General features: G+C 69.8%; 27 protein-coding genes and 4 pseudogenes. 15 read left to right on the top strand and 16 right to left on the bottom strand.

Annotated elements, in window-relative coordinates:
- Positions 1-6: 6 nt before the first annotated feature.
- On the bottom strand, positions 7-633 hold the full coding sequence (locus LQ326_RS01180; protein WP_234531527.1) for a class I SAM-dependent methyltransferase: 627 nt from the start codon (positions 631-633) through the stop codon (positions 7-9).
- A 49-nt stretch (positions 634-682) separates the two neighbouring features.
- On the bottom strand, positions 683-1,927 hold the full coding sequence (locus tag LQ326_RS01185) for an MFS transporter (RefSeq protein WP_234531528.1): 1,245 nt from the start codon (positions 1,925-1,927) through the stop codon (positions 683-685).
- 234 nt (positions 1,928-2,161) lie between these two features.
- Here LQ326_RS01185 and LQ326_RS01190 point away from each other — a divergent pair.
- Positions 2,162-2,543, top strand: a pseudogene (locus LQ326_RS01190) (ATP-binding cassette domain-containing protein); the annotation flags it as partial.
- 370 nt (positions 2,544-2,913) lie between these two features.
- Here the strand turns inward: LQ326_RS01190 and LQ326_RS01195 are convergent.
- On the bottom strand, positions 2,914-3,771 hold the full coding sequence (locus LQ326_RS01195; RefSeq protein ID WP_181807399.1) for a 3-hydroxybutyryl-CoA dehydrogenase: 858 nt from the start codon (positions 3,769-3,771) through the stop codon (positions 2,914-2,916).
- A gap of 170 nt (positions 3,772-3,941) precedes the next feature.
- On the opposite strand from LQ326_RS01195, the gene LQ326_RS01200 reads away from it, so the two are divergent.
- A complete protein-coding gene (locus tag LQ326_RS01200) occupies positions 3,942-5,171 on the top strand; it encodes a glycoside hydrolase family 10-like protein (protein WP_234531530.1) in 1,230 nt (409 codons plus the stop codon).
- Between the two features lie 204 nt (positions 5,172-5,375).
- Here the strand turns inward: LQ326_RS01200 and LQ326_RS01205 are convergent, their stop codons facing one another.
- Positions 5,376-5,576 carry a DUF1918 domain-containing protein gene (locus LQ326_RS01205; RefSeq protein ID WP_181807398.1) on the bottom strand — a complete coding sequence of 67 codons (201 nt, stop codon included), beginning with the start codon at positions 5,574-5,576 and terminating at the stop codon, positions 5,376-5,378.
- A gap of 13 nt (positions 5,577-5,589) precedes the next feature.
- On the bottom strand, positions 5,590-6,540 hold the full coding sequence (locus LQ326_RS01210) for a DMT family transporter (RefSeq protein ID WP_234531531.1): 951 nt from the start codon (positions 6,538-6,540) through the stop codon (positions 5,590-5,592).
- On the opposite strand from LQ326_RS01210, the gene LQ326_RS01215 reads away from it, so the two are divergent.
- The 3 genes from LQ326_RS01215 (at position 6,539) to LQ326_RS01225 (ending at position 9,187) form a co-directional block, all read left to right on the top strand.
- On the top strand, positions 6,539-7,984 hold the full coding sequence (locus LQ326_RS01215) for an aminotransferase-like domain-containing protein (protein ID WP_234531532.1): 1,446 nt from the start codon (positions 6,539-6,541) through the stop codon (positions 7,982-7,984). The genes LQ326_RS01210 and LQ326_RS01215 overlap by 2 nt on opposite strands.
- A gap of 43 nt (positions 7,985-8,027) precedes the next feature.
- Positions 8,028-8,477, top strand: a complete 450-nt coding sequence (locus tag LQ326_RS01220) for a GNAT family N-acetyltransferase (RefSeq protein ID WP_234531533.1) — start codon at positions 8,028-8,030, stop codon at positions 8,475-8,477.
- 116 nt (positions 8,478-8,593) lie between these two features.
- Positions 8,594-9,187 carry a histidine phosphatase family protein gene (locus LQ326_RS01225; protein ID WP_234531534.1) on the top strand — a complete coding sequence of 198 codons (594 nt, stop codon included), beginning with the start codon at positions 8,594-8,596 and terminating at the stop codon, positions 9,185-9,187.
- Positions 9,188-9,601: 414 nt separating this feature from the next.
- Here the strand turns inward: LQ326_RS01225 and LQ326_RS01230 are convergent, their stop codons facing one another.
- Entirely contained in the window at positions 9,602-10,045 is a 444-nt protein-coding gene (locus LQ326_RS01230) for a DUF6314 family protein (protein WP_234531901.1), read from the bottom strand.
- 2 nt (positions 10,046-10,047) lie between these two features.
- Entirely contained in the window at positions 10,048-10,203 is a 156-nt protein-coding gene (locus LQ326_RS01235) for a hypothetical protein (RefSeq protein ID WP_234531932.1), read from the bottom strand.
- Between the two features lie 39 nt (positions 10,204-10,242).
- Here LQ326_RS01235 and LQ326_RS01240 point away from each other — a divergent pair.
- Positions 10,243-11,729, top strand: a pseudogene (locus LQ326_RS01240) (alpha-L-arabinofuranosidase C-terminal domain-containing protein); the annotation flags it as partial.
- Here the strand turns inward: LQ326_RS01240 and LQ326_RS01245 are convergent.
- Positions 11,716-12,150: a carboxymuconolactone decarboxylase family protein gene (locus LQ326_RS01245; RefSeq protein WP_234531536.1), complete on the bottom strand. Its 435-nt coding sequence runs from the start codon at positions 12,148-12,150 to the stop codon at positions 11,716-11,718. The pseudogene LQ326_RS01240 and the gene LQ326_RS01245 sit on opposite strands and share 14 nt — an antisense overlap.
- Positions 12,151-12,660: 510 nt before the next feature.
- Between LQ326_RS01245 and LQ326_RS48540 the strand changes: the two are divergent.
- Positions 12,661-12,954: pseudogene (locus LQ326_RS48540) on the top strand (helix-turn-helix domain-containing protein); the annotation flags it as partial.
- 50 nt (positions 12,955-13,004) lie between these two features.
- Positions 13,005-13,217 carry a hypothetical protein gene (locus LQ326_RS01250; protein ID WP_234531538.1) on the top strand — a complete coding sequence of 71 codons (213 nt, stop codon included), beginning with the start codon at positions 13,005-13,007 and terminating at the stop codon, positions 13,215-13,217.
- A 102-nt stretch (positions 13,218-13,319) separates the two neighbouring features.
- Here LQ326_RS01250 and LQ326_RS01255 read toward each other — a convergent pair whose 3' ends face one another.
- Positions 13,320-14,057 (bottom strand): SDR family oxidoreductase, encoded by a 738-nt coding sequence (locus tag LQ326_RS01255; RefSeq protein WP_234531903.1) that lies wholly within the window; start codon positions 14,055-14,057, stop codon positions 13,320-13,322.
- 93 nt (positions 14,058-14,150) lie between these two features.
- Here LQ326_RS01255 and LQ326_RS01260 point away from each other — a divergent pair, with 93 nt between their 5' ends.
- A complete protein-coding gene (locus LQ326_RS01260; protein ID WP_234531539.1) occupies positions 14,151-14,990 on the top strand; it encodes a LysR family transcriptional regulator in 840 nt (279 codons plus the stop codon).
- Between the two features lie 189 nt (positions 14,991-15,179).
- Positions 15,180-15,791: pseudogene (locus LQ326_RS48545) on the top strand (DUF4158 domain-containing protein); the annotation flags it as partial.
- Positions 15,792-15,913: 122 nt separating this feature from the next.
- Here the strand turns inward: LQ326_RS48545 and LQ326_RS01270 are convergent.
- The 5 genes from LQ326_RS01270 to map all read right to left on the bottom strand — a co-directional run bounded on the left by LQ326_RS01270 (position 15,914) and on the right by map (position 18,870).
- Entirely contained in the window at positions 15,914-16,564 is a 651-nt protein-coding gene (locus tag LQ326_RS01270; RefSeq protein ID WP_234531540.1) for a hypothetical protein, read from the bottom strand.
- Positions 16,565-16,633: 69 nt separating this feature from the next.
- Positions 16,634-17,404 carry a site-specific integrase gene (locus tag LQ326_RS01275; protein WP_234531542.1) on the bottom strand — a complete coding sequence of 257 codons (771 nt, stop codon included), beginning with the start codon at positions 17,402-17,404 and terminating at the stop codon, positions 16,634-16,636.
- A gap of 71 nt (positions 17,405-17,475) precedes the next feature.
- A complete protein-coding gene (locus LQ326_RS01280; protein ID WP_234531544.1) occupies positions 17,476-17,721 on the bottom strand; it encodes a hypothetical protein in 246 nt (81 codons plus the stop codon).
- Complete coding sequence (locus tag LQ326_RS01285) at positions 17,700-17,921, bottom strand: hypothetical protein (protein ID WP_234531546.1); 222 nt, start codon at positions 17,919-17,921, stop codon at positions 17,700-17,702. The genes LQ326_RS01280 and LQ326_RS01285 overlap by 22 nt, the downstream gene beginning before the upstream one ends.
- Before the next feature lie 166 nt (positions 17,922-18,087).
- Positions 18,088-18,870, bottom strand: a complete 783-nt coding sequence (gene map / locus LQ326_RS01290; protein ID WP_234531547.1) for a type I methionyl aminopeptidase — start codon at positions 18,868-18,870, stop codon at positions 18,088-18,090.
- 67 nt (positions 18,871-18,937) lie between these two features.
- Here map and LQ326_RS01295 point away from each other — a divergent pair, with 67 nt between their 5' ends.
- Positions 18,938-19,243, top strand: coding sequence for a helix-turn-helix domain-containing protein (locus tag LQ326_RS01295; protein WP_234531548.1), 306 nt, complete (start codon positions 18,938-18,940; stop codon positions 19,241-19,243).
- Between the two features lie 413 nt (positions 19,244-19,656).
- On the opposite strand, the gene LQ326_RS01300 is transcribed toward LQ326_RS01295, so the two are convergent.
- Positions 19,657-20,565, bottom strand: coding sequence for a LysR family transcriptional regulator (locus LQ326_RS01300; RefSeq protein WP_234531549.1), 909 nt, complete (start codon positions 20,563-20,565; stop codon positions 19,657-19,659).
- 81 nt (positions 20,566-20,646) lie between these two features.
- Between LQ326_RS01300 and LQ326_RS01305 the strand changes: the two genes are divergently transcribed.
- The 4 genes from LQ326_RS01305 to LQ326_RS01320 all read left to right on the top strand — a co-directional run bounded on the left by LQ326_RS01305 (position 20,647) and on the right by LQ326_RS01320 (position 25,850).
- A complete protein-coding gene (locus tag LQ326_RS01305) occupies positions 20,647-21,594 on the top strand; it encodes a DMT family transporter (protein ID WP_234531550.1) in 948 nt (315 codons plus the stop codon).
- Positions 21,595-21,790: 196 nt separating this feature from the next.
- The gene (locus LQ326_RS01310; RefSeq protein ID WP_234531551.1) at positions 21,791-24,427 is read left to right on the top strand and encodes a YfhO family protein; all 2,637 of its coding nucleotides are present in this window, start codon (positions 21,791-21,793) and stop codon (positions 24,425-24,427) included.
- 23 nt (positions 24,428-24,450) lie between these two features.
- Entirely contained in the window at positions 24,451-25,425 is a 975-nt protein-coding gene (locus tag LQ326_RS01315) for a glycosyltransferase family 2 protein (RefSeq protein WP_234531552.1), read from the top strand.
- Positions 25,425-25,850: a GtrA family protein gene (locus tag LQ326_RS01320; RefSeq protein WP_234531553.1), complete on the top strand. Its 426-nt coding sequence runs from the start codon at positions 25,425-25,427 to the stop codon at positions 25,848-25,850. Before LQ326_RS01315 ends, LQ326_RS01320 begins: the two co-directional genes overlap by 1 nt.
- Before the next feature lie 15 nt (positions 25,851-25,865).
- Here the strand turns inward: LQ326_RS01320 and LQ326_RS01325 are convergent, their stop codons facing one another.
- Complete coding sequence (locus tag LQ326_RS01325; protein WP_234531557.1) at positions 25,866-26,672, bottom strand: IclR family transcriptional regulator domain-containing protein; 807 nt, start codon at positions 26,670-26,672, stop codon at positions 25,866-25,868.
- Positions 26,673-26,676 lie beyond the last annotated feature (4 nt).

A 26,676-nucleotide genomic window follows, 5' to 3' on the forward strand; every position in this document is an offset into this window, starting at 1 on the left:
CGGTCCTCACTTAATGAAGCACTGGATGTACGCGGTACCAGAGGTTCCCTCTGTGTAACTCGTCGTCTGGTACGCCGTGAAGGGATGTGGTTCGACGAGGATGGTGCGGAAGCGAGGGGCGAATCGTGGCCACAGTTCGTTGGTCGTGGAGAAGAATGGAACGAATGCGGCGCCCGGTCGCATAATACGGATCATCTGCCCGATGACATTCGACCACCAAGGTTCATCGTCTCGAATTTCTTTGGGAAGCCAAGGGTCGAACATAATTCCGTCGACTGACTCGTCGGGCAACTGCTCAATATAGTCGAAGAAATCATCCTGCACGATGTCGAGGGCGGCCGGCGGTGAGGGATGCATTTTCCGGAACTCATCGATAACCGGCTGGTAACGCTCCACCACGGTATGCCGCGTCGTGTTCTGTGCGCCCGCGATGGCGAGTGCTGACAGGCCCAGGCCTAGACCGCACTCCAGAAATTCACCACCTTGCCTGACGACGAGTTCGCCACTCCGGATCATGAGCGGCTTTTCCCATTCCTGCATGGCCTGCGCCCCGTCGATGTAGAGCGTGCGCTGACCCATGGCCGTATTGGTGAAGAAGATGTCCGGGTCATCCTGCTGGAGTGCATGACGCATTGCTTCTTACCTTTCCTGGGAGAATCAGAGTGACGTGCAGGCCCTCTAACTATTCAGTGGGCTTGGTTCTCTCACCGAGGGACGGCTTCGAAAGCGGCACCAGCCTGCTCGCGGCGACCCCGAGTGCGGCGACCCCACCGATGATCAGGAAGGCCACATGTGGCCCGGTCGAGCCGATCAGTACCCCGCTCAGGGCGGCACCCATGGCCGTGCCTCCGTTGCAAGCGACGCCGGCCAGGATGGCCGCGTGGGTCTTGCCCGTGTGTCCTTCGGCCGCATGGTCCGCCATCAGGAATCCGGTCATCACGGCGGGCCCGACCGCGAGGCCGGCGATGACGAGAAGGGGAAACACGGTAAGCAGGTCGACCGCGGCCGCCAACAAAGCCGTACCCAGCGCGGCGGACGCCGAGAGCCACATCATCCACCGGTGCAGCGGCGCGCGACCCGCGATCCTGCTGTAGACGAAGGCCCCACAGGCGCTTGCGGCGGAGAGCACCGCCAGCAACGGACCCGCCAGAGCCACCCGGTCGAACTCCTCGGACAGGGCCGGAACCCCGACCTCGATCATCCCCACGGTCAACCCGACGGCCACCAGTGCCAAAAACACCGACGCGGTGCTGCGCACCACGGACCGCATGGACGCATGTTCTTTGGACGTGTCATTTGAGACTCGTGCGGACGGAGCACCGACCGCCATGGTCACCGCGCCCACCACGCACAGCCCGCTGCTGATCAGCAGCGACACCTGTGTTCCCGCCACGGCCACGGTTGCGCCCACCAGCAGTGGGCCCACCATCAGCGTCATTTCCTCGCAGACGGAGTCAACACCGAAAGCCTTCGGACGAGCGGACTCGGGCAGAGCGTGAGACCAGCCGACACGCATGAGCGCGCCGAACGGGGGGCTAGCCGCGCCGATCACCGCGGTGAAGGCGAGAATCTGCCAGGAAGGCCATTCCCGGGTAACGGCGACGGTCAGCGCGACCAGACTCAGAGCTTCGACCAACGACAGAATGAGCAGCGTGAGACGGTGCCCCCAGCGGACCGTGAACCAACTTCGGACAGGGCCAGCGGCGACTGAAAAAATGGCGAATGTACCCGTGGCGCTGCCCGCCAGCGTGAAGGAGCCAGTGACGTCCTGAACGAGCAGCACTATCCCGACCGAAATCATCGCCAAGGCGGATCGACCGACTGCCGACCCGATGAAGAGTTCACGGATTGGTGACGTGCCGATCAGTCCACGTAAATTGACGTCAGATTTTTCCCAACCGTTCTCGGTTACGCCGTTGATTCCCAAACCGGATATTCCCCGTTGCTACCGATGAGCCGCCGCTTTGCGAGAAAACCAGGCAGAAGTGCCCGGGAGGAGCCGTTGATCTAGAGGCTAGGCGCAGCACAGTCGCACGAGCAAGACACCGTGCGCCAGGATAATGACCTCTCGGCCACTTGAAACATAGACTACTGTATACTACAGGCGAGTTGATGAGTGCGGTCGTTGAAGCGCCGCGCTGAGAAGGCACGCTGCCGAAGCATGGGACATATCGAGGCCTCGCACATCGACTACTTCCTTACAGACGTCGGCTGTTGTTGAACGACGTATCGTTCAAGGTCGGCGAGGGTACCGTGGTCGCCTTGGTGGGGCCGAGCGGGGCCGGGAAGACCACGTTATTGAAGCTGCTCTCGGGTCAGGCCAGACCGCATGGCGGGACCGTGACGGTCAGTGGAAGCCGCGCAGTGATGCCGCAGTTCGTCGTGGCCTCGGAAGGCGGCAGGACTGTCCGAGATCTTCTGCTCGCTACCGCTCGGCCGGCGATCCGCGCAGCGGCACAGGCCGTTGACGTCGCTGAAAAAACGCCGTCGCCGAGCAGGGCGGCGAAGACGCACAGATGAGCTATGCCCAGGCCCTCAGTGACTTGGTCGTGATTGATCAGGCTGACCAGTCGGGTATGGGGCTCGCAAGCGCTGGTCGGAACGCTCCGAACCAGGGACTTTTCAGGGACTTTCAGCGCTGCCCCAGGGACTTTCCAGGGATTTTCCGCTGAGTAAGCGGGAAAGGCCCTGACAGCTTTGGAAGGCACAAGCCCCCAGGTCAGGGTTGGTTTGTTGTCGGTCGATGCCGCTCATCAGGCCGTGTCCCCGTGCAGTCCGCGTGGGCTGGGCGAGGAGGGGTGGATGAGGAGCTGGCGGGCGCCGCGAGAGTCACTCCACGGCAGCGCCGCAGTGGGCGCTGTTCCGGGTGAATTCGCCCATGAACAGCGCCACTTGGCGGCGTCGCCGCACTCGCTAGTACGTGTAGAACCCCGACCCGGTCTTCCGCCCCAGCCGCCCCGCCTCGACCATGCGCTGCAGCAGCGGGGGAGCGGCGTACAGCGGCTCCTTGTACTCGGCGTACATGCTGTTGGCGATGGAGACGACGGTGTCCAGGCCGATCAGGTCGGACAGCCTCAGCGGGCCCATCGGGTGGGCGCAGCCCATCTCCATGCCGTTGTCGATGTCCTCGCGGCTCGCGATGCCCGACTCGAACATCCGGATGGACGAGAGCAGGTACGGCACCAGCAGCGCGTTGACCACGAAGCCGGAGCGGTCCTGGGCGCGGATCGCGTGTTTGCCGAGTACCTTCTCGGCGAACGTCTGGGCGCGGCCGAGGGTGCCCTCGGAGGTGGTGAGCGCCGGGATCAGCTCGACCAGCTTCTGCACCGGGGCCGGGTTGAAGAAGTGGATGCCGATGACGTGGTCGGGACGGGAGGTGGCGACCGCCAGCTTCACCAGCGGGATCGAGGAGGTGTTGGAGGCCAGGATCGCGTCCGGGCGGGTCACCACCTGGTCGAGCACCTGGAAGATCTCCGTCTTCACCTGCTCGTTCTCGACGACGGCCTCGATCACCAGGTCACGGTCGGCGAACTCGCCGAGGTCCGTGGTGAAGCTCAGCCGGGCCAGGGTGGCGTCCCGTTCCTCCTCGGAGATCTTGCCGCGCTCGGCGGCCTTGGCCAGGGAGCCGTACAGCCGGGTGCGGCCGATCTCCAGGGCCTCGCCGGTGGTCTCGGCGACCCGCACGTCCAGACCGGCGCGGGCGGCGACCTCGGCGATACCCGCTCCCATCTGGCCGCAGCCCACGACTCCGACCTTCTCGATGTCGGTCACATCGTCCCCTTCGCTGATCTACGAGCGGCCGGCAGACCTCCGGATCCGGCGCCTGCTCCGTTCGAGCACGTTACCCGTAAGTATCGATGATCGATCGTCCGGGTGCGGGCATCCTGTGCCGCGGAGGCGATCCGTGACCGCGCGGATCCGCACAGTGAAGGGGTCTGACGATGGCACGAGTGTCTCGCAGGGCGTTCGCGTTGGCGGCACTGTCCCTGCTGACGTCGGCGGCACCGGGCACGGCCGCGCCGTCGCGACAGTCCCGCGTGGCGGTCACCGAGATGCGCGGCATGTGGCTGGCGACCGTCGCCAACCGTGACTGGCCCTCCCGCGCCGGACTGCCGGCCTCCGAGCAGCGAAAGGAGCTGACCGCGTTCCTCGACACGGCGGTCGAGCACCGGCTGAACACCGTGATGTTCCAGGTGCGGCCCACCGCCGACGCGTTCTGGCCCTCGCGGTACGAGCCGTGGTCGCAGTACCTCACGGGCACCCAGGGCAAGGACCCGGGCTGGGATCCGCTGGGCACCGCCGTCGCGGAGGCGCACGCCCGGGGCCTGCGCCTGCACGCCTGGTTCAACCCCTACCGCATCGCCAACCACACCGACCCGGGCAGGCTGGTCGCCTCGCACCCGGCCCGCAGACACCCGGACTGGGCGGTGCCCTACGGCGGCAAGCTCTACTACAACCCGGGCATCCCGGCCGTCCGCACCTTCGTGGAGCAGGCGGTCCTCGACGCGGTCGCCAGGTACGCCGTGGACGCGGTCCACTTCGACGACTACTTCTACCCGTACCCGGTGGCCGGCCAGACCTTCGACGACGACGACGCGTACGACGCCCACGGCGGCGACTTCTCGTCGCGGGCCGCCTGGCGGCGGGACAACATCGACAGACTGGTGACCGGGATCGCCGACGGGGTGAAGAAGCTGCGGCCCGGCACCCAGTTCGGGATCAGCCCGTTCGCGGTGTGGCGCAACGCCGCCACCGACTCCCGGGGTTCGGACACCAGGGCGGGCGTCGAGACGTACGACGATCTCTACGCGGACACCCGGAAATGGGTGCGGGAGAACTGGATCGACTACATCGTGCCGCAGGTGTACTGGCAGATCGGCAACGCCGCCGCCGACTACGCCAAGGTCGTCGACTGGTGGGCGGGCGTGGCCAAGGGGTCCCGAACCCGGCTGTACATCGGCGAGGCGCTCTACCAGGCGGGCGCCGCGGGCGCCCCCGCGGCCTGGCAGGATCCGGCCGAGCTGTCCCGGCATCTCACCCTGGCCGACCGGTATCCGCAGGTCGGCGGGCATGTGTACTTCGCGGCCAAGGACGTGGCCACCGATCCGGTCGGGGCGCTGTCCCGGGTGGTCGCCGACCACTACCGGTTGCCGGCGACCCCGCCGAGCTGACTCGCGGGCGTTCGCCCTTGCCCAGTGCCGCCGCAGGCGACGTCTGCCCGTCAAGGAGCGGCGTCCGGTGCGTGCTGTCGGCGGGCCCGCCGGAAACCCCCGTACTGGACTACTTGGGCTTTCGCCCGGTGCGGCGGGTGCGGGCGCCCCCTTCGGGGGAGCGTGCCGGGCGTCGCGACGGGGCGGACGTTGCCTGTTGCGGCACTAGCGCTGTTCGTGGATCTCCCGGTGCTTGACCTGGCAGTCGGGACCGGGGGACATGATGGCCTCGCGGCCGTCCTCGAAGCGGACCCGGTAGGGCGGGGTGCCCTCGGGGCCCAGTACCTTGACGACGGTCGAGACCTGGTCGTGCTGTCCGACCACCCTGCCGTGCTGGACAAGCTGGTCGCCCTCGGATGCACGCATCTGCGGGGCCTCCTCACGATCGCGATCGTTGGGTGACGGCGATGCACACGAGCACGGCGGCGGCCGTGAGTGGAGCGGCCGCGGTGAGGTGCTCGCCCACCAGCAGCACCGACCACACCAGTGTGAGCAGGGGCTGGGCCAACTGCAACTGGCTGGCCTTCGGAATGCCCACGGCCGCCATGCCCCGGTACCAGACCACCAGACCGAGGAACTGCGAGCCCGCCGCCACCCACAGCACACCGGCCACCCCGTGCGCGTTCCAGACGACCGGCTCGTACGACAACGCGACCACCGCGGCCGGCACGGTCAGCGGCAGGCAGCACACCAGCGCCCAGCCGATGACCTGCCAGCCCGGCATGATCCGGGCCAGCCGGCCGCCCTCGGTGTAACCGGCCGCGCACACCACGAGGGCCGCGAACAGGTAGGTGTCAGCCGTCGTGAGCGTCCCGCCGCTCTGCGCGATCGTGAAGGCCAGCACGGCCGCCGCGCCCGCCAGGGCCGCCGCCCAGAAGGTGCGGGACGGGCGGACGCCCGTGCGCAGGGCCGAGAAGACGGCGGTGGTCAGCGGGAGCAGGCCCACCACGACGGCCGCGTGCGAGGTGGTGGAGGTCTCCAGGGCGAGCGTGGTCAGCATCGGGAAACCGAGCACGACCCCGGCCGCGACGACGGCCAGCCCCGCCCAGTGCCGGCGCTCGGGCAGCCGTACCCGCAGGACCAGCAGGCAGCCGCCCGCCATGGCCGCCGCCAGCACGCTCCGCACCGCCACCAGGACCCACGGCCCGAAGCCCTCCAGCCCCCAGGCCGTGGCCGGGAAGGTGAGGGAGAAGGCGACGACACCGAGCGCGGCCTGCAGGGTGCCGAGCCGTTGGGAGGAGCGGGCGGCCGCGGGCGGGGCCGGGGCGACGGCCGGGGGAGTGCTGACCGCTATCGAAGTGGGGCTGGTAGCGCTACTCTCTGCTCTCATGCAAGAGCGTAACAGCGTCATGGAACTGGCGGAACGGCTGCGGCAGGACCTCGACCGCTACTCGCCAGGTGGAAAGCTCCCGTCGAGCCGGGCCCTGGTCGAGCGGTTCCGGGTGAGCCCGGTGACCGTCTCCCGGGCGCTGGCCCAGCTGGTCGCGGAGGGCCTGGTGGTCACCCGGCCCGGCGCCGGCGCCTTCAAGGCCGCGCCACGCACCGCGGCCGAGCCGGCCGGGGACACCTCCTGGCAGGAGGTGTCACTCAGCGCCGACGGCGCCCTGGACGTCGTCCCACGCACCGTCGACGCCTCCGGGGTCACGGTGTGCCTGGCCGCCCCGCCGCCCGGCGTGCTGGAACTCAGCGGCGGTTACCTGCACGCCTCCGTGCAGCCCGAGCGCGCGATGGCGGCGGCACTGGCGCGGGCCGGCCGCCGCCCCGGGGCCTGGGGCCGGCCGCCGCTCGACGGACTGCCGGAGCTGCGCGAGTGGTTCGCCCGCGACATCGGCGGCACCGTCACCGCCGCCGAGGTGCTCATCGCCTCCGGCGGCCAGTCCGCCCTGGCCACCGCCCTGCGCGCGCTCGCCCCACCAGGCGCCCCGGTCCTGGTCGAGTCGCCCACCTACCCCGGCATGCTCGCCATCGCCCGCGCCGCAGGCCTGCGCCCGGTCCCGGTCCCGGTCGATCCCGACGGGGTGCGCCCCGCTCTGCTCGCCGACGCCTTCAGGGCCACCGGAGCCCGGGTGTTCGTCTGCCAGCCCCTCTTCCAGAACCCGACCGGCGCCGTCCTCGCCCCGGACCGCCGCGCCGAGGTGCTGCGCATCGCCCGCGAGGCCGGCGCGTTCGTGATCGAGGACGACTACGTGCGACGGCTGGTGCACGCGGACGCGGGTCCGCTGCCACGCCCGCTCGCCGCCGACGACCCCGAGGGAGTCGTCGTGCACGTCGGCTCGCTCACCAAGGCCACCTCCCCGAGCTTCCGGGTGGCCGCCCTGGCCGCCCGCGGCCCGGTGCTGGAACGCCTGCGGGCCATCCAGATCGTCGACACCTTCTTCGTCCCGCGCCCCCTCCAGGAGGCCGCCCTCGAACTCGTCGGCTCCCCGGCCTGGTCCCGCCACCTGCGCAACCTTGCGGCCGAGCTGAAGACCCGCCGCGACACCCTCACCGGTGCCCTCGCCCACCACATCCCCGAACTCGTACTCCCGCACATCCCCTCCGGCGGCTACCACCTCTGGCCGCGGCTGCCCGACGGCACCGACGACACCACCCTGACCGCCGCCGCCCTCCGGGCCGGGGTCGCCATCACCCCCGGCCGCCCGTACTTCAGCGCCGAGGCCCCGGCCGCCCACGTCCGCCTGAGCTTCGCCGCGGTCGCGAGCACCGGCGAACTCCTGGAAGGGGTACGACGCCTGCGGGCCGCCTGCCACGAGGTGCTGCGTCCCAGACCCTGAAATCCGATCGACGTCGCCCCGCCCGACCGGCGAGGATCCCGGCATGAGCGACGCACCCGGCCTCCCCGAGGGCTACGAGTTCTCCGCCGACACCGACCGCGTGGACGTCGAGCGCGTCCACCGCTGGCTGGCGACCGACGCCTACTGGGCGACCGGCCGCCCGCTGGACCAGCACCGGCGCGCGATGGCGGGCTCGCTCAACTTCGGGGTCTACGAGACCGGCACCGGCGAGCAGGTGGCGTACGCGCGCGTGGTGACCGACCAGGCGCTGTTCGCCTGGCTCTGCGACGTCTACGTCGACCCGGCGGTGCGCGGCAAGGGCGTCGGCACGGCCATGGTCGCCGCGGTCCGCGAACACCTGCGGCCCTACGGCGTGCGGCGCGTGCTGCTGGCCACCCACGACGCCCACGGGGTCTACGCGAAGCTCGGATTCGCCCCGCTCGAACACCCGGACCAGTGGATGGCGCTCTACTACACGTCGTCGCCCGAGTGAGATTCCGGCCGACTTGTCGGACACCTCCTGACCTTTGAGTAACATTTCCTCCACGTCCGGCAACTCGCCGCCCGATCGCCCTTGACCTGCGCACATGCGCGTCACACCATCGCCGCATGGCGCTTCGGGTCACGTTCGTCGCGGCCGCGCGCAGCTCGCCGCTGCTCGCGGAGCGCTTCGAGGACGATCGCCCGCTGGACACGGCGGGCTGGGACGAGGTGCAGCATGTCGCCCATGAACTGGTGCCCCTCGCGGCGGCCGAGCTGCGCTACTGCTCGCCGACCCCGCGCAGCCGCGCGACCGGCGACGCCCTGGGCTATGCCCCGCTGGTCCAGCTCGCGCTGCGGGACTGCGACATGGGCCGCTGGCGCGGGCTGACGCTGGGCGAGGCGATGGCCAGGGAGCCGGACCAGGTGGACGCCTGGCTCGCCGACCCGCGCGCCACCCCGCACGGCGGTGAGTCGCTGCTCGCGTTCATCTCCCGGGTCGGCGGCTGGCTCGACACCCGCCCCGTGGGCGACGGCGACCGGATCGTCGCCGTCGCCGAGCCCTCGGTGATCCGGGCCGCCCTCGTCTACGCCCTCAAGGCGCCCCCCTCGACCTACTGGAACATCGACGTACGCCCGCTGTCGACGACCACGGTGACGGGGCGGGGCGGCCGCTGGAACCTGCGCTTCGATCCGGCTTCGGCCCAGACCTCGCGCACGTAGCGCTCCGCTCGGAGGGCCGCTGTGCCGTCGGCCGCGGCGCCGTCGTGGCTGGTTGTGCCCCTGCGGCGGTGACGGCGGGTCGGCTGTCCGGTGCGGCGTCGTGGCTGGTTGTGCCCCTGCGGCGGTGACGGCGGGTCGGATACGGCCTCGTGCCTCTTCGGGGGCGCTGGTGTGCCTGCGTGGTTCGCGGATAGTGCGGTGTGGGGCTGTCGGCTGTCCGGTGCGGCGTCGTGGCTGGTTGTGCCCCTGCGGCGGTGACGGCGGGTCGGATACGGCCTCGTGCCTCTTCGGGGGCGCTGGTGTGCCTGCGTGGTTCGCGGATAGTGCGGTGCTGGGCTGTCGGCCGTGCGCTGCGGCGTCGTGGCTGGTTGTGCCCACGCGGCGGCGGCCGCACAGCCTCGCCCTGCGGGTCGCTCAGCGTTCGCGTACGTACTCGGTCGTCAGCACCAGGTCCTTCGCCGGGCCGCCCACCCGCCAGACCGTGCGCCAGTGGTCGGCGTCCCGGACGGTGAACTCGCCGCGGTAGAGGTCGGCCGCGCAGGGATGGTCGGCGACGTACCGCCCCGACGTGAGGTCCAGGTCGTGGAAGGGGCGGCCGTCGGCGAACCGGACGTCCGCCGTTCCGGGCCGCGCGCCGGGCAGGAAGCGCAGGGTCCGCTCGGCGGGCCGGGCCGCGCCCTGCCAGGTGAAGGTCCCCGATTCCTCGTGCAGCGGGCCGCCGCCGTCCAGCGGCCGGAACACGGTGGCACCCTCGAAGCGGCCCTCGGCCCGGCTCGCCACATCCCGCACGGTCCGGTCCACTCTCCACCGTCCGCCGAGATAGGCCAGCACATCGGGTACCGGCCGGAAGTCGCCCACGATCACCGCTTCTCCGGCCACGGAGAGCCGGTCGGCGCGCCGGCCGGGCCCCCGCCCGCCGCGCCCGGGCGCCGGACGTGGGGTGCCGGCCGGGCGAAGGCCGCCAGGGCCACGGCGAGTCCACCGAACACGATCAGGCAGGGCAACAGTGTCCGCATGTCCCCGACCATACGCCCGCCCACGCCGAGGACGTGACCGACTACTCGGTCACCGTCGACCCGACGACCCAGGGCGCCAAGATCGGCAAGACGATGTACGGCGTCTTCTTCGAGGACATCAACCGCGCCGCCGACGGCGGTCTGTACGCGGAGCTGGTCCTTCGAGTACACGACCGACGACAACAAGTCGTACACCCCGCTCACCGCCTGGACCGTCTCCGGCACCGCCCAGGTCGTGGACGACGACGGCCGGCTGAACGCCCGCAACCGCGACTACCTGTCCCTGGCCGCCGGTTCATCCGTCACCAACTCCGGCTGGGCGCAGTACAGGGCGACCTTCACCGCCACCCGGACCAGTTCCACCGGCCGCCTCACCGTCGCCACGGCGGACGCCGCCGCGCTCGACATGGTCTCCCTCTTCCCGCGCGACACCTACAAGCACGAGCCCAACGGCCTGCGCAAGGACCTCGCGGAGAAGATCGCCGCCCTGCACCCGGAGCCGGTCAGGTAGGCGGCCTCAGCGAGCCCGTTCTTGAATCGCCTCCTACGCCCCGCTGTTCGCCAACGAGGACTACGTCCAGTGGAGTCCGGACATGGTGTGGTTCAACAACCACGCCTCCTGGGGATCGGCGAACTACGAGGTCCAGAAGCTGTTCATGAACAACGTCGGTGACCAGGTGGTCCCGAGCACGGCCACCACCACGCCGAACGTCAGCGGCCCCATCACCGGCGCCGTCGGCCTGTCCACCTGGAACACCAGCGCCGCTTACGACGACGTCAAGGTGACCGACGCCGACGGGAACACGCTGCTCACCGACGACTTCTCCGGTGACGCGGCGCAGTGGACGCACTCCGGCGGCGGCAGCTGGGCGGTCCAGGACGGGCAGTACGTCGAGACCTCCGACACCGCCGAGAACACCATGGTCCAGGTCGGCGACACCGGCTGTCACGACTACGACCTGCACGTGAAGGCCGTCAAGAAGTCCGGCAAGGAGGGCTTCCTCGTCGCCTTCGGCGTCAAGGACACCGGCACCTACTACTGGTGGAACATCGGCGGCTGGAACAACACCCAGACCGCGGTCGAACAGGCCGTCGACGGCGGCAAGTCGACACTGATCGCCAAGCCGGGGTCGGTCGAGACCGGCCGTGTCTACGACATCGGCATCAAGGTGCGGGGCCGGCAGGTGACCCTGTACCTCGACGGGCAGGAGTGGGGCAGCTTCACCGACGACAAGCCGGCCGAGCCGTTCCGGCAGGTCGTCACCGAGGACAAGAAGACCGGCGACCTGATCGTCAAGGTCGTCAACGCCCAGTCCGCGGCGGCCCGTACCACCCTCGACCTCGGTGGCGCGAAGGTCGCCGGGAAGGCCAGGGTGACCACGTTGGCGGCGGCGCCCGGCGCGGTGAACACCGAGACGTCCACCGTGGTCGCCCCGGTCACGTCCACCTTCACCGGGGTCTCCGACAGGTTCACGTACACCTTCCCGGCGAACTCGATCACCTTCCTGCGGATCAGGCAGAAGTAGTGTCCGGCGCGGGCTGCTGTCCGACCGGCAGCAGCCCGCGCTCGGCGAAGACCTTCCTGGCGACCAGGGTGGCGTTGAGCGCCTTGGGGAAACCGCAGTACCCGGCGGAGTGCAGCAGCGCCTCGACGATCTCCTCGGGCGTGAGCCCCGCGTTGAGGGAGAAGTTGACGTGCACCTCCAGCTGGGGCTCGCAGCCGCCCAGTGCGGTGAGCATGCCCAGCGTCACCAGCTGCCGGTCGCGGGGCTGTAGTTGGGGTCGGGAGTAGATCTCGCCGAAGCCCCAGGCGACCACCTGGTGGCCCAGCTCGGGGCTGATGTCGGCCAGGGCGTCGAGGACCTGCGGGCCGGTGCCGCCGTCCACCTGGCTCATGACCTCGAGGCCGTGGGCGAAACGCTCGTCACGGGTGGTGCTCTCGCTCATGTCGGCTCTTCCGTTCTCTTCGCGGACGGTCGGTTCAAAAGCGGTCGGTTCAAAAGCGGTCGGTTCCGAAGCGGTCTCTTCGGAAACGGCCTCTTCGGAACCGGTCAGGACACGAACGCTAGGAGCTGGAGCGCGCTCCAGGTCAAGCCGGCATCGCCGTCCCCCTGGTACAGCAGTTCGGGGGCCGGTACCGCTCCCTCGGCGAGGCCAGCCACGGGTGTGAGTAGTTGCGGTACAGAAAGTGCCGCTGAGATTGATCATGGTCGATCAGCACATCTACCCGAGGTGCCGCCGGGGTTCCAGTGGCTCGGCTCGATTAGTCGACCGGGAAATTGATCAGCCGCTGGTAGTCCGTCAGGCTGTCTCCGGGACTTGATCTTGGAGGTGGTTGTGGGGCGTCGTCCAAGAGTGTTCGTCCGGTCGGTGAGCATGGAGGAGGGCCGGCGGCTTCAGCGGATCAGCCGGACGTCGAAGGACCCGGTGAGGCTGCGGCGGGCGATGGTGGTGCTGATGTCCGCGCAGGGGCAGCCGGTAGGGGACATCACCTCGTTGCTGCAGGTCGGCGAGGACTACGTGCGCGATGTCATCCACGCCTTCAACGAGCGGGGTTTCGACGCGCTGGACCCAAAATGGAGCGGGGGGCGGCCGAAGACGATCGGTGACCAGGTGCGCGAGCGCATCTGCCTGATCGCCCGAACGTCCCCCGGTGACTGGGGCATCAAAGCGTTCTCCACCTGGAGCCTGGCCAAGCTCGCCGAGCACCTGGTCAAGCACAAGGTCGTCGCCGCCCTCAGCCGGGAGACCTTGCGCCGGATCGTGCGCGAGGGCAAGGTCTCCTGGCAGACGACGACCACATGGAAGGCATCCACCGACCCGGCTTTCATCACCAAGATGCACCGGGTCCTGACTTCGCACTCAACGGCACGGACCACCGCACGCACGACGAGCAGAACGCCGCCATCGCCGCCTACATACGCTGGCACAACGCCCGCGCCGAGCCGAAGACGGGCTTCGCACCCGAGTCACCCATCCGGGATTGGACCGAATACCCAGCCAAGGCTGCGTAAAGCCATGGGATGTCGTCCAGCCCAGCGGCAGCGATCTTCGCAGGGTGCACGTGGGTCCGACCGGCGGCGGCCTGATCGACGAGGGCGTATCCGAGGGTCAGGTCACCAGGGCACGACCCCGTTGTCGTCGAACAGTTGGCCGGTAGGGCCGTCGTCCGGCAGGGTCGCCAGCCTGATGGCGACCGCCGCGCCCTGCTCGGGGGTCTGGGTCCCGCTGAATCCGTTGAGGTCGGTGGCCACGTAACCGGGGCAGGCGTTGTTGATCAGGATGTTGGTGCCGCTCAGCTCCTTGGCGTACTGGATGGTGACGGCGTTGAGGTAGGTCTTCGTCGGCGCGTAGCCCCCGCTGATCCCCCCGAGGTCGACGCCGGGCGTGGTCTGCAGTGTCAGGGAGCCGACGTGGCTGGACTGGTTGACGATCCGCGGGTGCTCCGAGCGGCGAAGCAGCGGCAGCATTGCGTTGGTGACCCTGATGACGCCGATGACGTTGGTCTCCACCAGTCGCCGCACGGTCTCGAGGTCGATGGTCGTGGGTTCCTCCGGCCGGCCGCCGGCAACGCCGGCATTGTTGACCAGTACGTCGAGCCGTCCTGCCCGCTCCTCGATCAGTTGGACCGCGGCGGTCACACTCCCGCCGTCGGTCACGTCCAGGGGTACGCCGAACGCGTCGGCGCCGGCCGCGCGCAACTTCGCCACGGCGTCCTCCCGGCGTTGCTCGTCCCGGGCGCCGACACCGACACTCCAGCCCCGCGCACCCAGCCCGGCCGCGATCTCATACCCGATCCCCTTGTTCGCGCCGGTGACCAGCGCGATCGTCTTCTCGCTCATGACAGCGAGCATGCTCGTGCTGCGGCCGGGCACCAACACCATCTCGGTAGTGCAGCGATACCTGGTCGGTATCGATCTGCCGTCTGCCGTCATTAGCCTGGACTCATGGAAATACGCGAGCTGCGGTACTTCGTCGCCGTCGCCGAGGAGCTGCACTTCGGCGAGGCTGCCCAACGCCTCGGGATGGCCCAGCCGCCCCTGTCCCGCGCGATCACCCAGCTCGAACGGCGGCTCGGAATCGCGCTGCTGGAACGCACCAGCCGCAAGGTCACGCTCACCGCGGCCGGAGACGTGCTTCTGGCCGAAGGACGCGCGATCCTCAGCGCAGTGACCGCAGCTGAGCGGCGTACCCGTCGGGCCGCGACAGCGCACCCCAGCCTTGTCCTCGCCGTGAAGTCCGGCACCGCTGGCGAACTGCTGACGAAACTGCTCGACGCCTACGCCGCGGAACCCGGCGCAGCCACCGTCGAGCTGCTGCTCTGCGAGGCACACCAGCACCAGCTGCTGCTGCAGGACGGGCAGGCCGACGTAGCTCTGCTGCACCTGCCCTTCGACTCAGCAGCCGGGCTCGACACCGAAACCCTGTACACCGAGGGACAGGTCGCGATCCTGCCGGCCTCACACCCGCTCGCCAGCCGCTCTCAGATCCGGATGGCCGACGTCACCACGCTGCCAGAGCTCCCGATGGCGCGCTGGCCCGGTCCCAGCGGCAGCTACCCAGAGGGACCGGGCGCAGAGGTACGGAACCTGACACAGCTCTTCCAGCTGATCGCGCTCGGCCGTACCACCGTGGTCATTCCCGAGTCAGCCAGCGCCGACCTGCGCCGGGACCTCGCCGCCGTACCGGTCCTGGACGCTCCGCCCGTGGCAACGGCGATCGCCTGGCCGCCGCACAGCCGCCTTCGTACAGTTGCTGACCTGATCCGCGTTGCAACACGTCTTTGAACTCGGATTAAGAGGGCGGCCATCCAACGGCAGCCCCGATCAAGCAACGGGCAGCTCAAACGCCTCCCCTGTCCGCTGGCACAACGCCCGCGCCGAGCCGACGACCCGCTCGCACCCGAGTCACCCACCCGGCAGTGGACCGAATACCCGGCCAAGGCTGCGTGACAAGCCACTAGGAAAGATCACCGGATGGTTGTCGGTGCTGGCTACGGTCCGGATCGTGCCGGTGGAGTTGATGAGCTGGCCGAGGCGTACGGGACGTTCGCAGAGGTGCCCACGCGCCCGGAGCTGGAGCGTGTTCTTCCTCCTCGATGACGACGACCGTGATCTGATCGCGCTCCGTCGTACGGACGCGCACCGGCTGGGGATGGCGGTGCAGATCTGCACGGTCCGCTACGCCGGCCGGTTTCTGGGTGAGGATCCGCTCGCGGTGCCGTGGAGGCCGTGGAGTACCTGGCCGGGCAACTCGGCATCGCGGACGCCTCGTGCGTGAAGCGGTAGCCGGAGCGGCGCAGGACACCGTACGAGCACATGGCAGAGTTCCAGGAGCGGTTCAAGCACCGGGACTTCACCGACCGGAAGTGGGGGCGGGAGTTCCGCGGCTTCCTGTACGGGCGGGCGTGCACGCACGCCGAGGGGCCGGTGGCGTTGTTCAACCACGCGGTGACGTGGCTGCGCAAGAACCGGGTGCTGCCCGGGGTGAGCGTGCTGGCACGGCAGATGTCGGAGGCCCGTACGGCAGCTGAGCGGGGTCTGTACGAGGCGGTGGCCCGCGCTGCGCACCGGGCCGATCCCGCGCTCGCGCCACCATCGCCGGCCCCGCCGCCGACGAACTACGCAACGGAGCACTGCCCGATACCTCGATCGACTGGCTCAAGACCAACTTTTATCTGGACGATTTTGCGCGCGTGAGAGTGGCCAGGTCAGTGTTGGCGCCGCTCGCGCTCGTCAGCAAGGGCGTCGCCAAACGGAGTGAAGCCCATGTTCGCTCCGAACATGCCGTCACCGCTCCGGAAGGCGAGCAGGCGTGCCGATGGGGCGTCTCCCGCCTCGCCGAAGTGGAACACAGCGAGCGGTGAGGTCCGATCGCCGGAGGCGTAGCCAAGGGTCTTGGCCGAACGCGGATCTTGGTCACCGAAGATCGCGGAGGGCCGACCGTACTCGTGCAGAACATCGTCGAGCGTGCGGTCGGTCTCCGTCCAACCCTCGGCCGTCTCGACGAGGCTCATGTACTCGTCCGTCCGCAGGGCTCGATCGAGACGGAGCCAACCACGCTTGTGGGCTGCGGCGCCGTATTCCGCGGCCACCACGTGAATCTCCGGCTGGGGAAAGAGGTAGCGCAGCAATGCCGCCATATCCAACCGTGCGTTGTCGTCCACGATCCACCGCGCCCCGTCGGGCCGGTCGTCGTCCTGGGCGAGGGCATCGAGGACGAGCGGCAAGCGCGCGAGCCCGCCGTGCGCATCGGGGCGGCGCACGGCGGCGTTGAACTCGTCGAGCACGCCGACGCGCTCTGCCCTGGTGAGCGGGGCCCGGCGGTGATCCGCACGGGGAAGGCTCCGAAGGGACAGCATGCCGACCACCTTGAGCCGTTGCCGTCCGGCTGTCCACCCGTTCTTCAATCGGCCAAGGCCCTGATCGGTTCAGCAGTGATCGCCAGGGGCGGGTTCGGGACTCTCGCCGAGGTCCGCGAGGAGGCTCCGGATGCGGTCGGCGATGGCGGTGTGCCGTTCGACCTCGCGGGGCCGGCCGCGTTCGGCGGCGTCCTGGGCGAGTTGCTGCTCTCTGGAGAGCCGGGCTCGCAGGCGTGGTGCGTACTTGCTTGTGGTGAGGAACTTCGAGCAGCGGAGGTAGAGGTCGCACTCGCAGGGTCCTTCGGCAGGTGCCCGCAGGCAGTGTCCCAGTTCGAGTTCGCTCTTGAAGAAGTTGGTCTTGAGCCAGTTCAGGGTGTCCTCGCTGATTCGGCTGCTGAGCAGTTCCTCCGCGGCATGGCCCGCGATCCGGCCGCCGGCGGAGATGACCTTCTCGTACTGATCCTTCAGGACGGGGTCGCTGATGTGGGAGTAGGTGGCCGGCATCTGCGCGTTGTGGTGCCCGAGGATCGCCATGATGGTCTGGATCTGGGCGCCGCCCTCGGCCAATTGGGTGCCGACGGTATGCCGGAACCGGTGGGCGGTCACAGCGGGGCTGCCGTCTCCGTCGACCAGCCCGGCCTTGCGGCAGGCGATCTCCAGGGAGTCGGAGAACAGGAACTGCCGGCCCATCGGCTTGCCCCGCCGCATGAACACATAGCGAACCGGCCGCTGGGCCCATGGGCCGTGGCGGGCCGCGGCGTTGCCGGCCTTGGCTGTCTCGATCGGGCTCCGCAGAGCCTCGGCCGCCTGCGGGTGCAACGGCTGATGCCGGTCCGGCACCCGCGCGAGGGCTGGGGAGGGTGCATCGGCATCGGCGAGTTCTCGCCGTCGTAATCCTCGGCGATCATGGCTCAGTCGTAGAAGCTCGACACCGCGGCCAGGGTGCGGTTCACCGTCGACGGCGACAGCAGACTGCCAGGCAGGTCCGCTCCGCCGACCATGACGGTCAACCCGAGACGTTGGGCTGGCTGGCGGCTTGGCTGACGGCGCAGGAAGCCCGGCAGCCGCAACGCGTCCGGTGCCCGGAAGTCCCGCCAGTCCAGGCTCTCCCGCGCCAGGAACGTGAACAGGTACTTCAGTCGCAGGCGTAGTCGCACCAGGTGTTCGGCGACAGCCCTCGATCACTGAGATGCCCCAGAAACCGGCAGACTGGATCGATCTCGGAACCGGATGCGTCGATCAACCGGACGCGACGGACGATGCCGCCGTCTCGGTCCTTCACCACACGAAGTTCGCACTCCACAGCACCAACAACGAGCGGCGACGAGGAGCGCGACGCCGAGAAGCTGAACTCCACCCGGGAGTGTCCAGACAAGAACCTCTTGGGTCGCCATCTGTTCAACATCAAGGCCAGCGGACCCGGTCACGGCCTGCGTCCCTTTCCGGGACCCGGAGGCTGTCGAGGATGACGAGGATTGACGGCGGCGCACCCGGCCGGCTGGGCCACTCGTTACAGCGCCCTCTTATGGTCGTGCCTGCGTGGGCAGGGTGAGAACTTCGGCTCCGTTGTCGGTGATGGCGATGGTGTGCTCGCTGTGCGCGGTCCGGCAGCCTGTCGCGCTGCGCAGCGTCCAACCGTCGGCGTCGGTGACGAGTGTGGCAGTGTCGGCCATGACCCAGGGCTCCAGGGCGAGCAGCAGTCCGGGGCGCAGTTTGTATCCGCGGCCGGGCCGTCCGGTGTTCGCGACGTGTGGGTCCTGGTGCATGGTCGAGCCGATGCCGTGGCCTCCGAACTCGGTGTTGATCGGGTAGCCCGCCTTGCTGAGGACCGTGCCGATGGCGTGGGAGAGGTCGCCGATGCGCGCCCCGGGCTTGGCGGCGGCGATGCCGGCGGCGAGTGCACGTTCGGTGGTCTCGATCATCGCAACGCTCTCCGCCGGCCTGGCCTTGCCCACCAGAAAGCTGATCGCGGCGTCCGCTGCCACCCCGCCCCTGGCTACGGCGAGGTCGAGGGTCAGCAGGTCCCCGTCTGCCAGCGTGTAGTTGTGCGGGCGCCCGTGGAGCACTCCGTCGTTGACGGCCGTGCAGATGTAGTGCCCGAACGGGCCGCGCCCGAAGGAAGGCGCGTAGTCGACGTAGCAGGACTGTGCTCCCGCCTCGGTGATCATCTCCTTGGCCCACTGGTCGATGTCCAGCAGGTTCGTCCCGACCGTGCTGCGCTGCTTCAGCGTGTGCAGGATGTTTCCGACCAGGGCGCCGGTGTCTCTCGCCCGCTCAAGCCGCGCGGAGTTCAGGATCTCGATCATGGGGGGACCTCTCATGTGCGTCCAATAACTATCCCGGTCTAACTGTACCGGTATTAGAATGGGGGTCATGGTCAGGTTGCCGCTCACCCCCGCCGAGGTAGAACGCGGACAGCGCCTTGGCGCCCTGCTCCGCCGAGCCCGGGGCTGCCGCTCGATGCTGGACGTGGCGCTCGCTTCGCACATCTCGCCGGAAACTCTGCGGAAGATCGAATCCGGCCGGGTGGCTACCCCCGCCTTCCCGACCATTGCAGCGATCGCCGACACCCTCGGCCTGTCTCTTGACGCCGTCTGGGCCGAGATCAGCCAGGCGGAGCGAACCGTCGAGGATCAGTCGGCCCTGCCTGTCACGCGGCATCCATCGCTGGTTTCGTAACACCCACTCCACGTGGAGTACGCATGAGCCGGTGAGCTTGTCCGTGGCCTCGCCAAGGTCACCGGCGCAGAGCTACCGGCGAACGGCGATGTGCACGAGACCGGCCAGTGCGATCGCCACCGTGGCCCCGGGCGCCCAGGCCCTCGAAGCACCCCTCGACCTCCTGGCGAGCAAGCAGCCTCGGAGGAGCGCTGACTCCTGCCGGCGATGATGTGCCACCTGCTGCCGGGGCGTCAAAAAAACTTGGCACCCTCAAGTGATCAATGCGCCACCCACGGATGCGGGCAACCGGCGCTTGGTCAGGCTCTGCATGCGGCGACTCGCTCTCGTCCGGCGGGGCGGTGCGTCCGCGGCGGGGTGCGGTGCGTTGAGCTGCGGTGCGTGGGAGCGCTTGTGAAGATACGGGATCCGGGTCAGCCGTGGCCCCGGCTCCGGACGACCTCCGCGGCTTCGAGGAGTGCGCCCAAGACGGTGCGCACAGCCCGGCGGGCCGTGCGCTCGGGGCGGTGGAGCACGTCGATGTGGCGGTGCGCCTCGATGCCGTCGAGCGGTCTGAGGGTGACGCCCGGGTGCGGGCGGGACGTCCAGCGGGGCATCAGAGCGACTCCGCCGCCCGCGGCGACCACCTCGGCGACCACGGCGATCTCGTTGACGCGATGGACGATGTCGACGCCGCGCCCGGCCGCCGCCGCGATGGCCTCGACCGTGGCCAGCAGGGGGAAGCCGTCGTGCACGGTGATCCAGGGCTGCTCGACGACGTCGTGCGCGGTCAGGGCGGGCCGCGCGGCCAGCGGATGGCCGACGGGCAGGGCGATGTCGAGCGGTTCGCGCAGCAGCGGGGTGGCCGTGGCGGTCCGGGGCCAGGGCGGGGCGTGGTCCAGACGGTGTGCCAGAACCAGGTCGTAGGCGCGGGTCAGGGGCGGGAAGCCGGCCTGGGCCACGTCCTCGTCGTGAAGGGCGAGCCGAGGGGATCCCGGCCCGCTCAGCCGTCTCAGCAGCAAGGGGTAGAACGCGGCGGCCCCGCTGTGGAAGGCCGCGACCGACACCGTGCCGTCGGGTTCGTCGACGTACGCGTCGATGCTGTGGCGGGCCCGGGCCAGTGCCGTCTCGACGCCGATCGCCGCGTCCGCCAGGGCCTGTCCGGCCGGCGTGAGGACCAGCCGGCGTCCGGCCCGCTCGGTGAGCGGGACCGGGATCGAGCGCTGGAGCAGGCGCAGTTGCTGCGAGATCGCCGAGGGGGTCACCCGCAGCGCCTCGGCGACCGCCGTGACACTGCCCAGTTCGCCCAGCTCCCGCAGGACCCGCAGCTGCCGTTCGTCCACGGTGTCAGTGTAGCTCTGCTACAGGATCGTTTGAGAAGGTGGTCGTTTACTTCAACGGGCAGGTCGTGGATCGTGAACGGCATGCCGACCAGCCGCCGCATCGACGTGGTGCTCCTGGCCGTCGCCGTCGTCTGGGGCTCCAGCTATCTGACGGCGAAGACCGCCACGGACGCCCTGCCCGTCCCGACCGTCCTCTTCGTTCGCTACGCCGTCGCCGCACTCGCCTGCGCGGCCGTACCGCGCCGGCGCGGTGGCCCGGCCGCTGGTCCCACCGGGGGCCTGACCCGGGACGAGAAGGCGTACGGCTGTCTGCTCGGGCTCACCCAGGCCGCCGTCCTCGTCCTGGAGACGTACGGTGTCGCCCACACCAGCGCCGGGAACGCGGGCCTGATCATCAGCCTCACCCTGGTCCTCACCCCGGTCCTGGACCGGGTCGCCCTGCCGGGCAGGTTCTTCCTCGCCGCCGGGGTCTGCATGGCGGGCGTCGGACTGCTCGTCTCCGGCAACGGGCTGCGCACTCCCGGCACCGGTGATCTGCTGATGCTCGCGGCGGCCGTGGTCCGCGCCGGCCATGTGGTGCTGGTCGGCCGGGTGACCGCCGGCCGGGCCCTGCGCCCGCTGCAGCTGACCGCCGTACAGTGCGCCGTCGGCGCCGCCCTCTTCCTGCTGCCCGCGGCCCCCGGGCTGCCGGCCCTCGCCCGGACCGGCGCCGCCACCTGGGCCCAGCTCCTCTATCTGGCCCTCTTCTGCGGCCTGTTCGCCTTCCTCGCCCAGACCTGGGCGGTCCAGCACACCTCCGCAACCCGGGCCGGACTGCTGCTGGGCACCGAACCGGTGTGGGCCCTGCTGGTCGGCACCGGCCTCGGCGGCGAGCGGCTCACCGCTCTTTCCGTCCTGGGGGCCGCACTCGTCGTCACGGGGACGTACTGGGGCCAGTCCGTCGAACGCGCCCATCGCCGGCTCGCGCCGGTGGCGGCGGACAAGGGCGTCCCGCGGAGTGCCGGTACGGGCGTCTCACGGGTGCGTTAACCTGCAAATCATTTTCCGGAAATCTTTTGTTTCCGTTGATGTAGTGAATTCTTTCCCATAGCGGCGCGCGGATTCGGAATGCTATTGATTACTTAACGGGCGTGGCACAACCATCAGGAACCTCTTCCCGTCTAAGTCGGCGAAACACCGACTTGCGGGGAGTGACGACCCCGTTTTTATCTGGGGGCCGAACAGAATGAATCGCACCACGCCGGCCGGGCGCGAACAGGAGGCGAGACCGGCAGCGGGCGAGAAGGAACGGGAAACCGTCCCGGCGAAATGGGGGAGCGCCGATCCGCGGGCGGCCGCCGCGCTGCTCGCGGCACTTCTCGCCACCCTGGTGTTCTGCGCCGCCGACGTGATCGCCCGCAGCTACCCGTTCGGGCCCCGCACCCGCAGCGTCAACGACCTCGGCAACCAGTACGTGCCCTTCCACGCCCACCTGTGGGACCTGCTGCACGGCAGGGCCGACGGCGGGCTCCTCGTCAACTGGCAGTCCGGCTACGGCTCCAGTTTCCTGCCGGACCTCGGCACCTACGTCAGCAGCCCGTTCGCGCTGCTGGTCGCGGTCTTCCCGCGTGACGAGATCGACCTCGCGGTGTACGTGATCACCGTGCTGAAGACGGCGGTCGCCGGCGCCGCCATGGCCTGGCTGCTGATGAGCCTGCGCCGGGGCCGCTGGTGGGCGGCCGGCCTGCTGGGCGCCTCCTACGCCCTGTGCGGCTGGACCCTCGCACTCGCCGCGTTCAACCCGATGTGGCTCGACGGCCTGATCGCACTGCCGCTGCTCTGCCTGGTCGGCGAGTGGGCGACGGCCGGCCGGCACCCGGTGCCCGGGGCCCTGGTCGTGGCGCTCGCCTGGATCGCCAACTTCTACACCGCCTACATGGCGACCCTCGGCGCCGCCCTGGTGCTGCTGCTCCGGCTGGTGCTCGCCGAACTGCCGTGGCGGCGCGCCCTGGCGGTGGCGGGCCGGGCCGCGGTGACCGTCGCGCTCGGCATCGGGCTGGCCGCGCCGCTGGTGATCGTCGTGTACTCCGGCACCAAGCACGCGTACCCGGGCCGCGAGGGCCACTTCGCACCGGTGAGCACCGGGGACCTGCTGGCCCGGCTGCTGCCGACGACCTACAGCTACGGATCGCCGGCCGTCTACGTCGGCATCACCGCGCTGGTGCTCGCCCTCGCCCTGCCCTTCCACCGGCGGGTCCCGGTCCGGGTGCGGGCCGGCTGGACGGCATTGGTGCTCGCGGTGGCACTGTCGCTCCAGTGGGCGCCCACCAGCCTGGCCTGGCACGCCTTCGCCGTCCCGAACGGCAGCTTCTACCGGCAGGCCTTCGTGCTCTGCGCCCTGCTGGTCATCGCCGCGTGGCACGCCCTGGCCTACGGGCTGCCGGACCGGCGGGCACTCGGCGCGGCCGCCGTCCTGCTGGCCCTGATCGCCGCCGTCGCGAGCCGCAGCCCACTGACCCGGCACCACAGCCACCACACCTGGCCGGTGGTGCTGCTCGCGGTCGCGGGCACGCTCGGCGGACTCGCCCTGCTCGGCCTCAGGAACGCCAGGCCCGCGCTGGCAGGCCTGGCGGTGGCACTGCTGATCGGCGCGCAGTTCGGCGAGTCCGCGGCCACCGCGGCCGTGGCCACCGGGACGCGGCTCGGCCAGATGGACGACTACGCGCCCTGGGGGGAGCGTCAGCAGAAGGAGGCGGACGCGGTCGCGAGCGCCGACGCCTGGCCCGCGTACCGCACCGAACCCGGCCGCGACCAGACCGTCGCCAACGACCCCATGCTGGTGGGCGGCCAGGGCTCCCAGTACTACAGCAGCCTCACCGCCGACGTCCTCAGCCGCACCCTCACCGCGCTCGGTGACGGCTGGTCCTCGCGCGGCCGCAGCCTGCAGTCCCTCGACAACCCGGTCACCGACGCCGTCTTCTCGGTGGGCGCCCGGGTGCACAACCCGCCGGACCCGCACCAGAAATGGCTGCCCCAGGGCGGCGGCCCGTCCACCGTCACCCGCGAGGACGTACCACCGCTGGTGACGGTGCGGCCCACCGCCGCGCACTCCACGCCCGCCTCCTTCGGCCCCTCGCCGTACCGCAACCAGGAACTCCTGCTCGGCGCCCGCGTCTACACCCTGCCCCGCACCACCTTCAGCGGCGCGCGCAAAGGGAACGCGGACCGGGGCCTGCTGGTCGACGGAGCGATGCGGATCACCGCCCGGTGCCGGCCCGGGAGTTCGGTCTTCCTGTGGGCGCCGCACTTCTCCGGTACCGCCCAGCTCGCGGGCGGCGAGCGCAGGCTGTTCCGGTCCGACGCCAAGACCACGAAGATCGCCGCGATGCAGCCGCTCGGCAGGGCGGGCGCCGCGGGGCAGGTCCGGATCCGTCTCGAACCCGACCGGCTCAGCCACGTCCCGGCGCGGGGCGCGGTCGGCTGCCTCGACACCGCGCGACTGCGCATCGCCGTGCAGCACCTGAAGTCCACCGGCGCGACCAAGGTGACCGTCTCCGACGGCACCGTGCACGCCCAGCTGCCCGCCGGCAGCAGGGGGACCGCCGTCGTGGCCGTGCCGCGGATCGCCGGCTGGCGCTGCTCCGCCGGCGGCGCCGAGGCCCCGGCGGGCGAGTTCCACGGCCTGATCGCCGTCCCGCTGAACGGCTCCGCCACCAGCCTCACCTGCACCTTCCACCCGCCCGGACTGCGTCTGGGCACCGCGGTCGGCGGGGCCTCGCTGCTGGCCCTGGTCCTCATCGGCGCCGTCCCGGCCGTACGCCGCAGATCCGCCACCCGCCCCGGCGAGCGCACGACCACCGCTCGCACGACCACCGCTCACTGACCCGCCTCCAGGGGGAGGAACCCATGCTGATATCGATCGTCGCGCCCTGTTACAACGAGGAAGACGTCATAGAGCGCTTCCACGAGCAGGTCCAGAAGATCGCCAACGAACTCCTCCCGCTCGGCCACGACATGGAGTTCGTGTACGTCGACGACGGCAGCCGCGACCGCACGCTGACCCTGCTCAGCAGGATCGCCGACCGCGACTCACGCGTCCGGTACGTCTCCTTCAGCCGCAACTTCGGCAAGGAGGCGGCCCTGCTGGCCGGGCTGAAGCATGCCACCGGCGACGCCGTGGTCGTCATGGACGCCGACCTCCAGCATCCGCCGGAACTCATCAAGCGCATGGTCGAACTGCGCGGCGAGGGCTACGACCAGGTCATCGCCAGGCGCACCCGGCAGGGCGACCGCTTCACCCGCACTCTCACCGCCCGCCTCTACTACCGGCTCATCAACCGGATGGTCGACATCGAACTCGTCGACGGTGTGGGCGACTTCCGGCTGATGTCGCGCCGGGTGGTGGACGCGGTCGTGGACCTCACCGAGTACAACCGGTTCTCCAAGGGCCTGTTCGCCTGGGTCGGCTTCCCCTCCACCACCTTCGAGTACGAGAACGCGGTGCGCGAGCACGGCAGCAGCTCCTGGTCGTTCCGCAGCCTGCTCAACTACGGCCTCGACGGCCTGCTCTCCTTCAACAACCGCCCGCTGCGCGCCGCGCTCTACCTCGGCATGACCCTGCTGGCGCTGGCCGGTGTGTACACGGCGTGGATCGTGGGCGCCGCGATGATCAACGGTGTGCAGACGCCCGGCTATGTCACCATCATTACAGCCGTCACCGCCCTGGCCGGGGTGCAGATGATCATGCTCGGGGTCATCGGCGAGTACACCGGCCGGATCTACTACGAGGTCAAGGGGCGCCCGCACTTCCTGGTGAAGGCGACGAACGTGGATCGAGCGGACAGCCGCACCCGCGGCACGACGAAGGACCTCATTCCCTGATGCCGAACGCCCTGTCGACCGCCACTGAACCCGCCACCCGTCCGATATCGGGGCAGATCATCACCTTCGCACTGGTGGGCGTCGTCAACACGGCGACGTACTACGGCCTTTACCTGCTTTTTCTGAGGTATTTGCCGTATCTGGCCGCGCATGTTTTCGCTTTTCTCCTGAGCATGATCGGCTCGTTCTTCCTCAATGCGCGGTTCACTTACCGGACGCGTCCGACCTGGCGGAAATTCCTGCTGTTCCCGCTGACCAACGCCACCAATTTCGTGATCACCACGGTGGGTGTGTACGTGATCGTCGACGTGCTGCACGTGGGCAGCCACTTCGCCCCGCTGCTGGCGTCGGCGACGGCGATTCCGGTGACGTTCGTCGTCTCCCGCTGGGTGATGCTGCCCCGGCCGGACGCGGTGCGCGGCTGACCGTTCGCGCGGGTCTCAGCGCGCGATCTCGACGGTCTCCAGCGGCCGGTCCTGCCAGGCCGCCCGGTCGGCGCTGATGGCGCTCGCGGCCCGCAGCAGCAGCGGCAGGTGATGCCCGACGAGGGTGTCCATGGAGGTCTCGGCGGCGTGGGCGTTGACGTTGACGGCGGCGACCACCTTCCCGTCCCCGTCCCGCAGGGGCGCGGCGACCGAGCGGATGCCCAGTGCCAGGTCCTCGTCGGTGACCGCCCAGCCCTTGGCCCGTACGTCGCGCAACGCGGCGTCGATCTCGTCCCGCCCCGGCGTCCAGCGCGGGGTGATGCCCGAACGGCTCGGCTCCGCCAGCGTCCGGTCCAGTTCGCCGGGGGAGAGTGCGGCCAGCAGGACCTTGCCGAGCGAGGTCTGCAGCGCCGGGAACCGGGTGCCGATCGTGACGGCCAGCGTCACCAGCTTCGGCACCGCGACCCGGGCGACGTAGACGATGTCGGAGCCGTCCAGCTGCGCGATCGAGCAGGACTCGCCGGTCTGCGCGACCAGCTCCCGCAGGTGCGGCCGGGCCAGCTCCCACAGGTTCGTCGAACCGATGTAGGCCATCCCCAGATCCAGCACCCGGGGCGTGAGCGAGAACCCGCGCTCCTCGGAGCGGACATAGCCGAGCTCCGTGAGCGTGATGAGGATCCGCCGGGCGGTGGGCCGGGCCAGGCCGGTGACGGCCGCGATCTCGCTGAGCGTCAACGAGGAGGTGCCGGGCGGGAAGCAGCGCAGCACGTCCAGCCCTCGGGCCAGGGCCTCGATGAACTCGGGATTTCCGTCTCGACGCATGACG

The organism is Streptomyces shenzhenensis, from assembly GCF_021462265.1.
GTDB lineage: Bacteria > Actinomycetota > Actinomycetes > Streptomycetales > Streptomycetaceae > Streptomyces > Streptomyces shenzhenensis.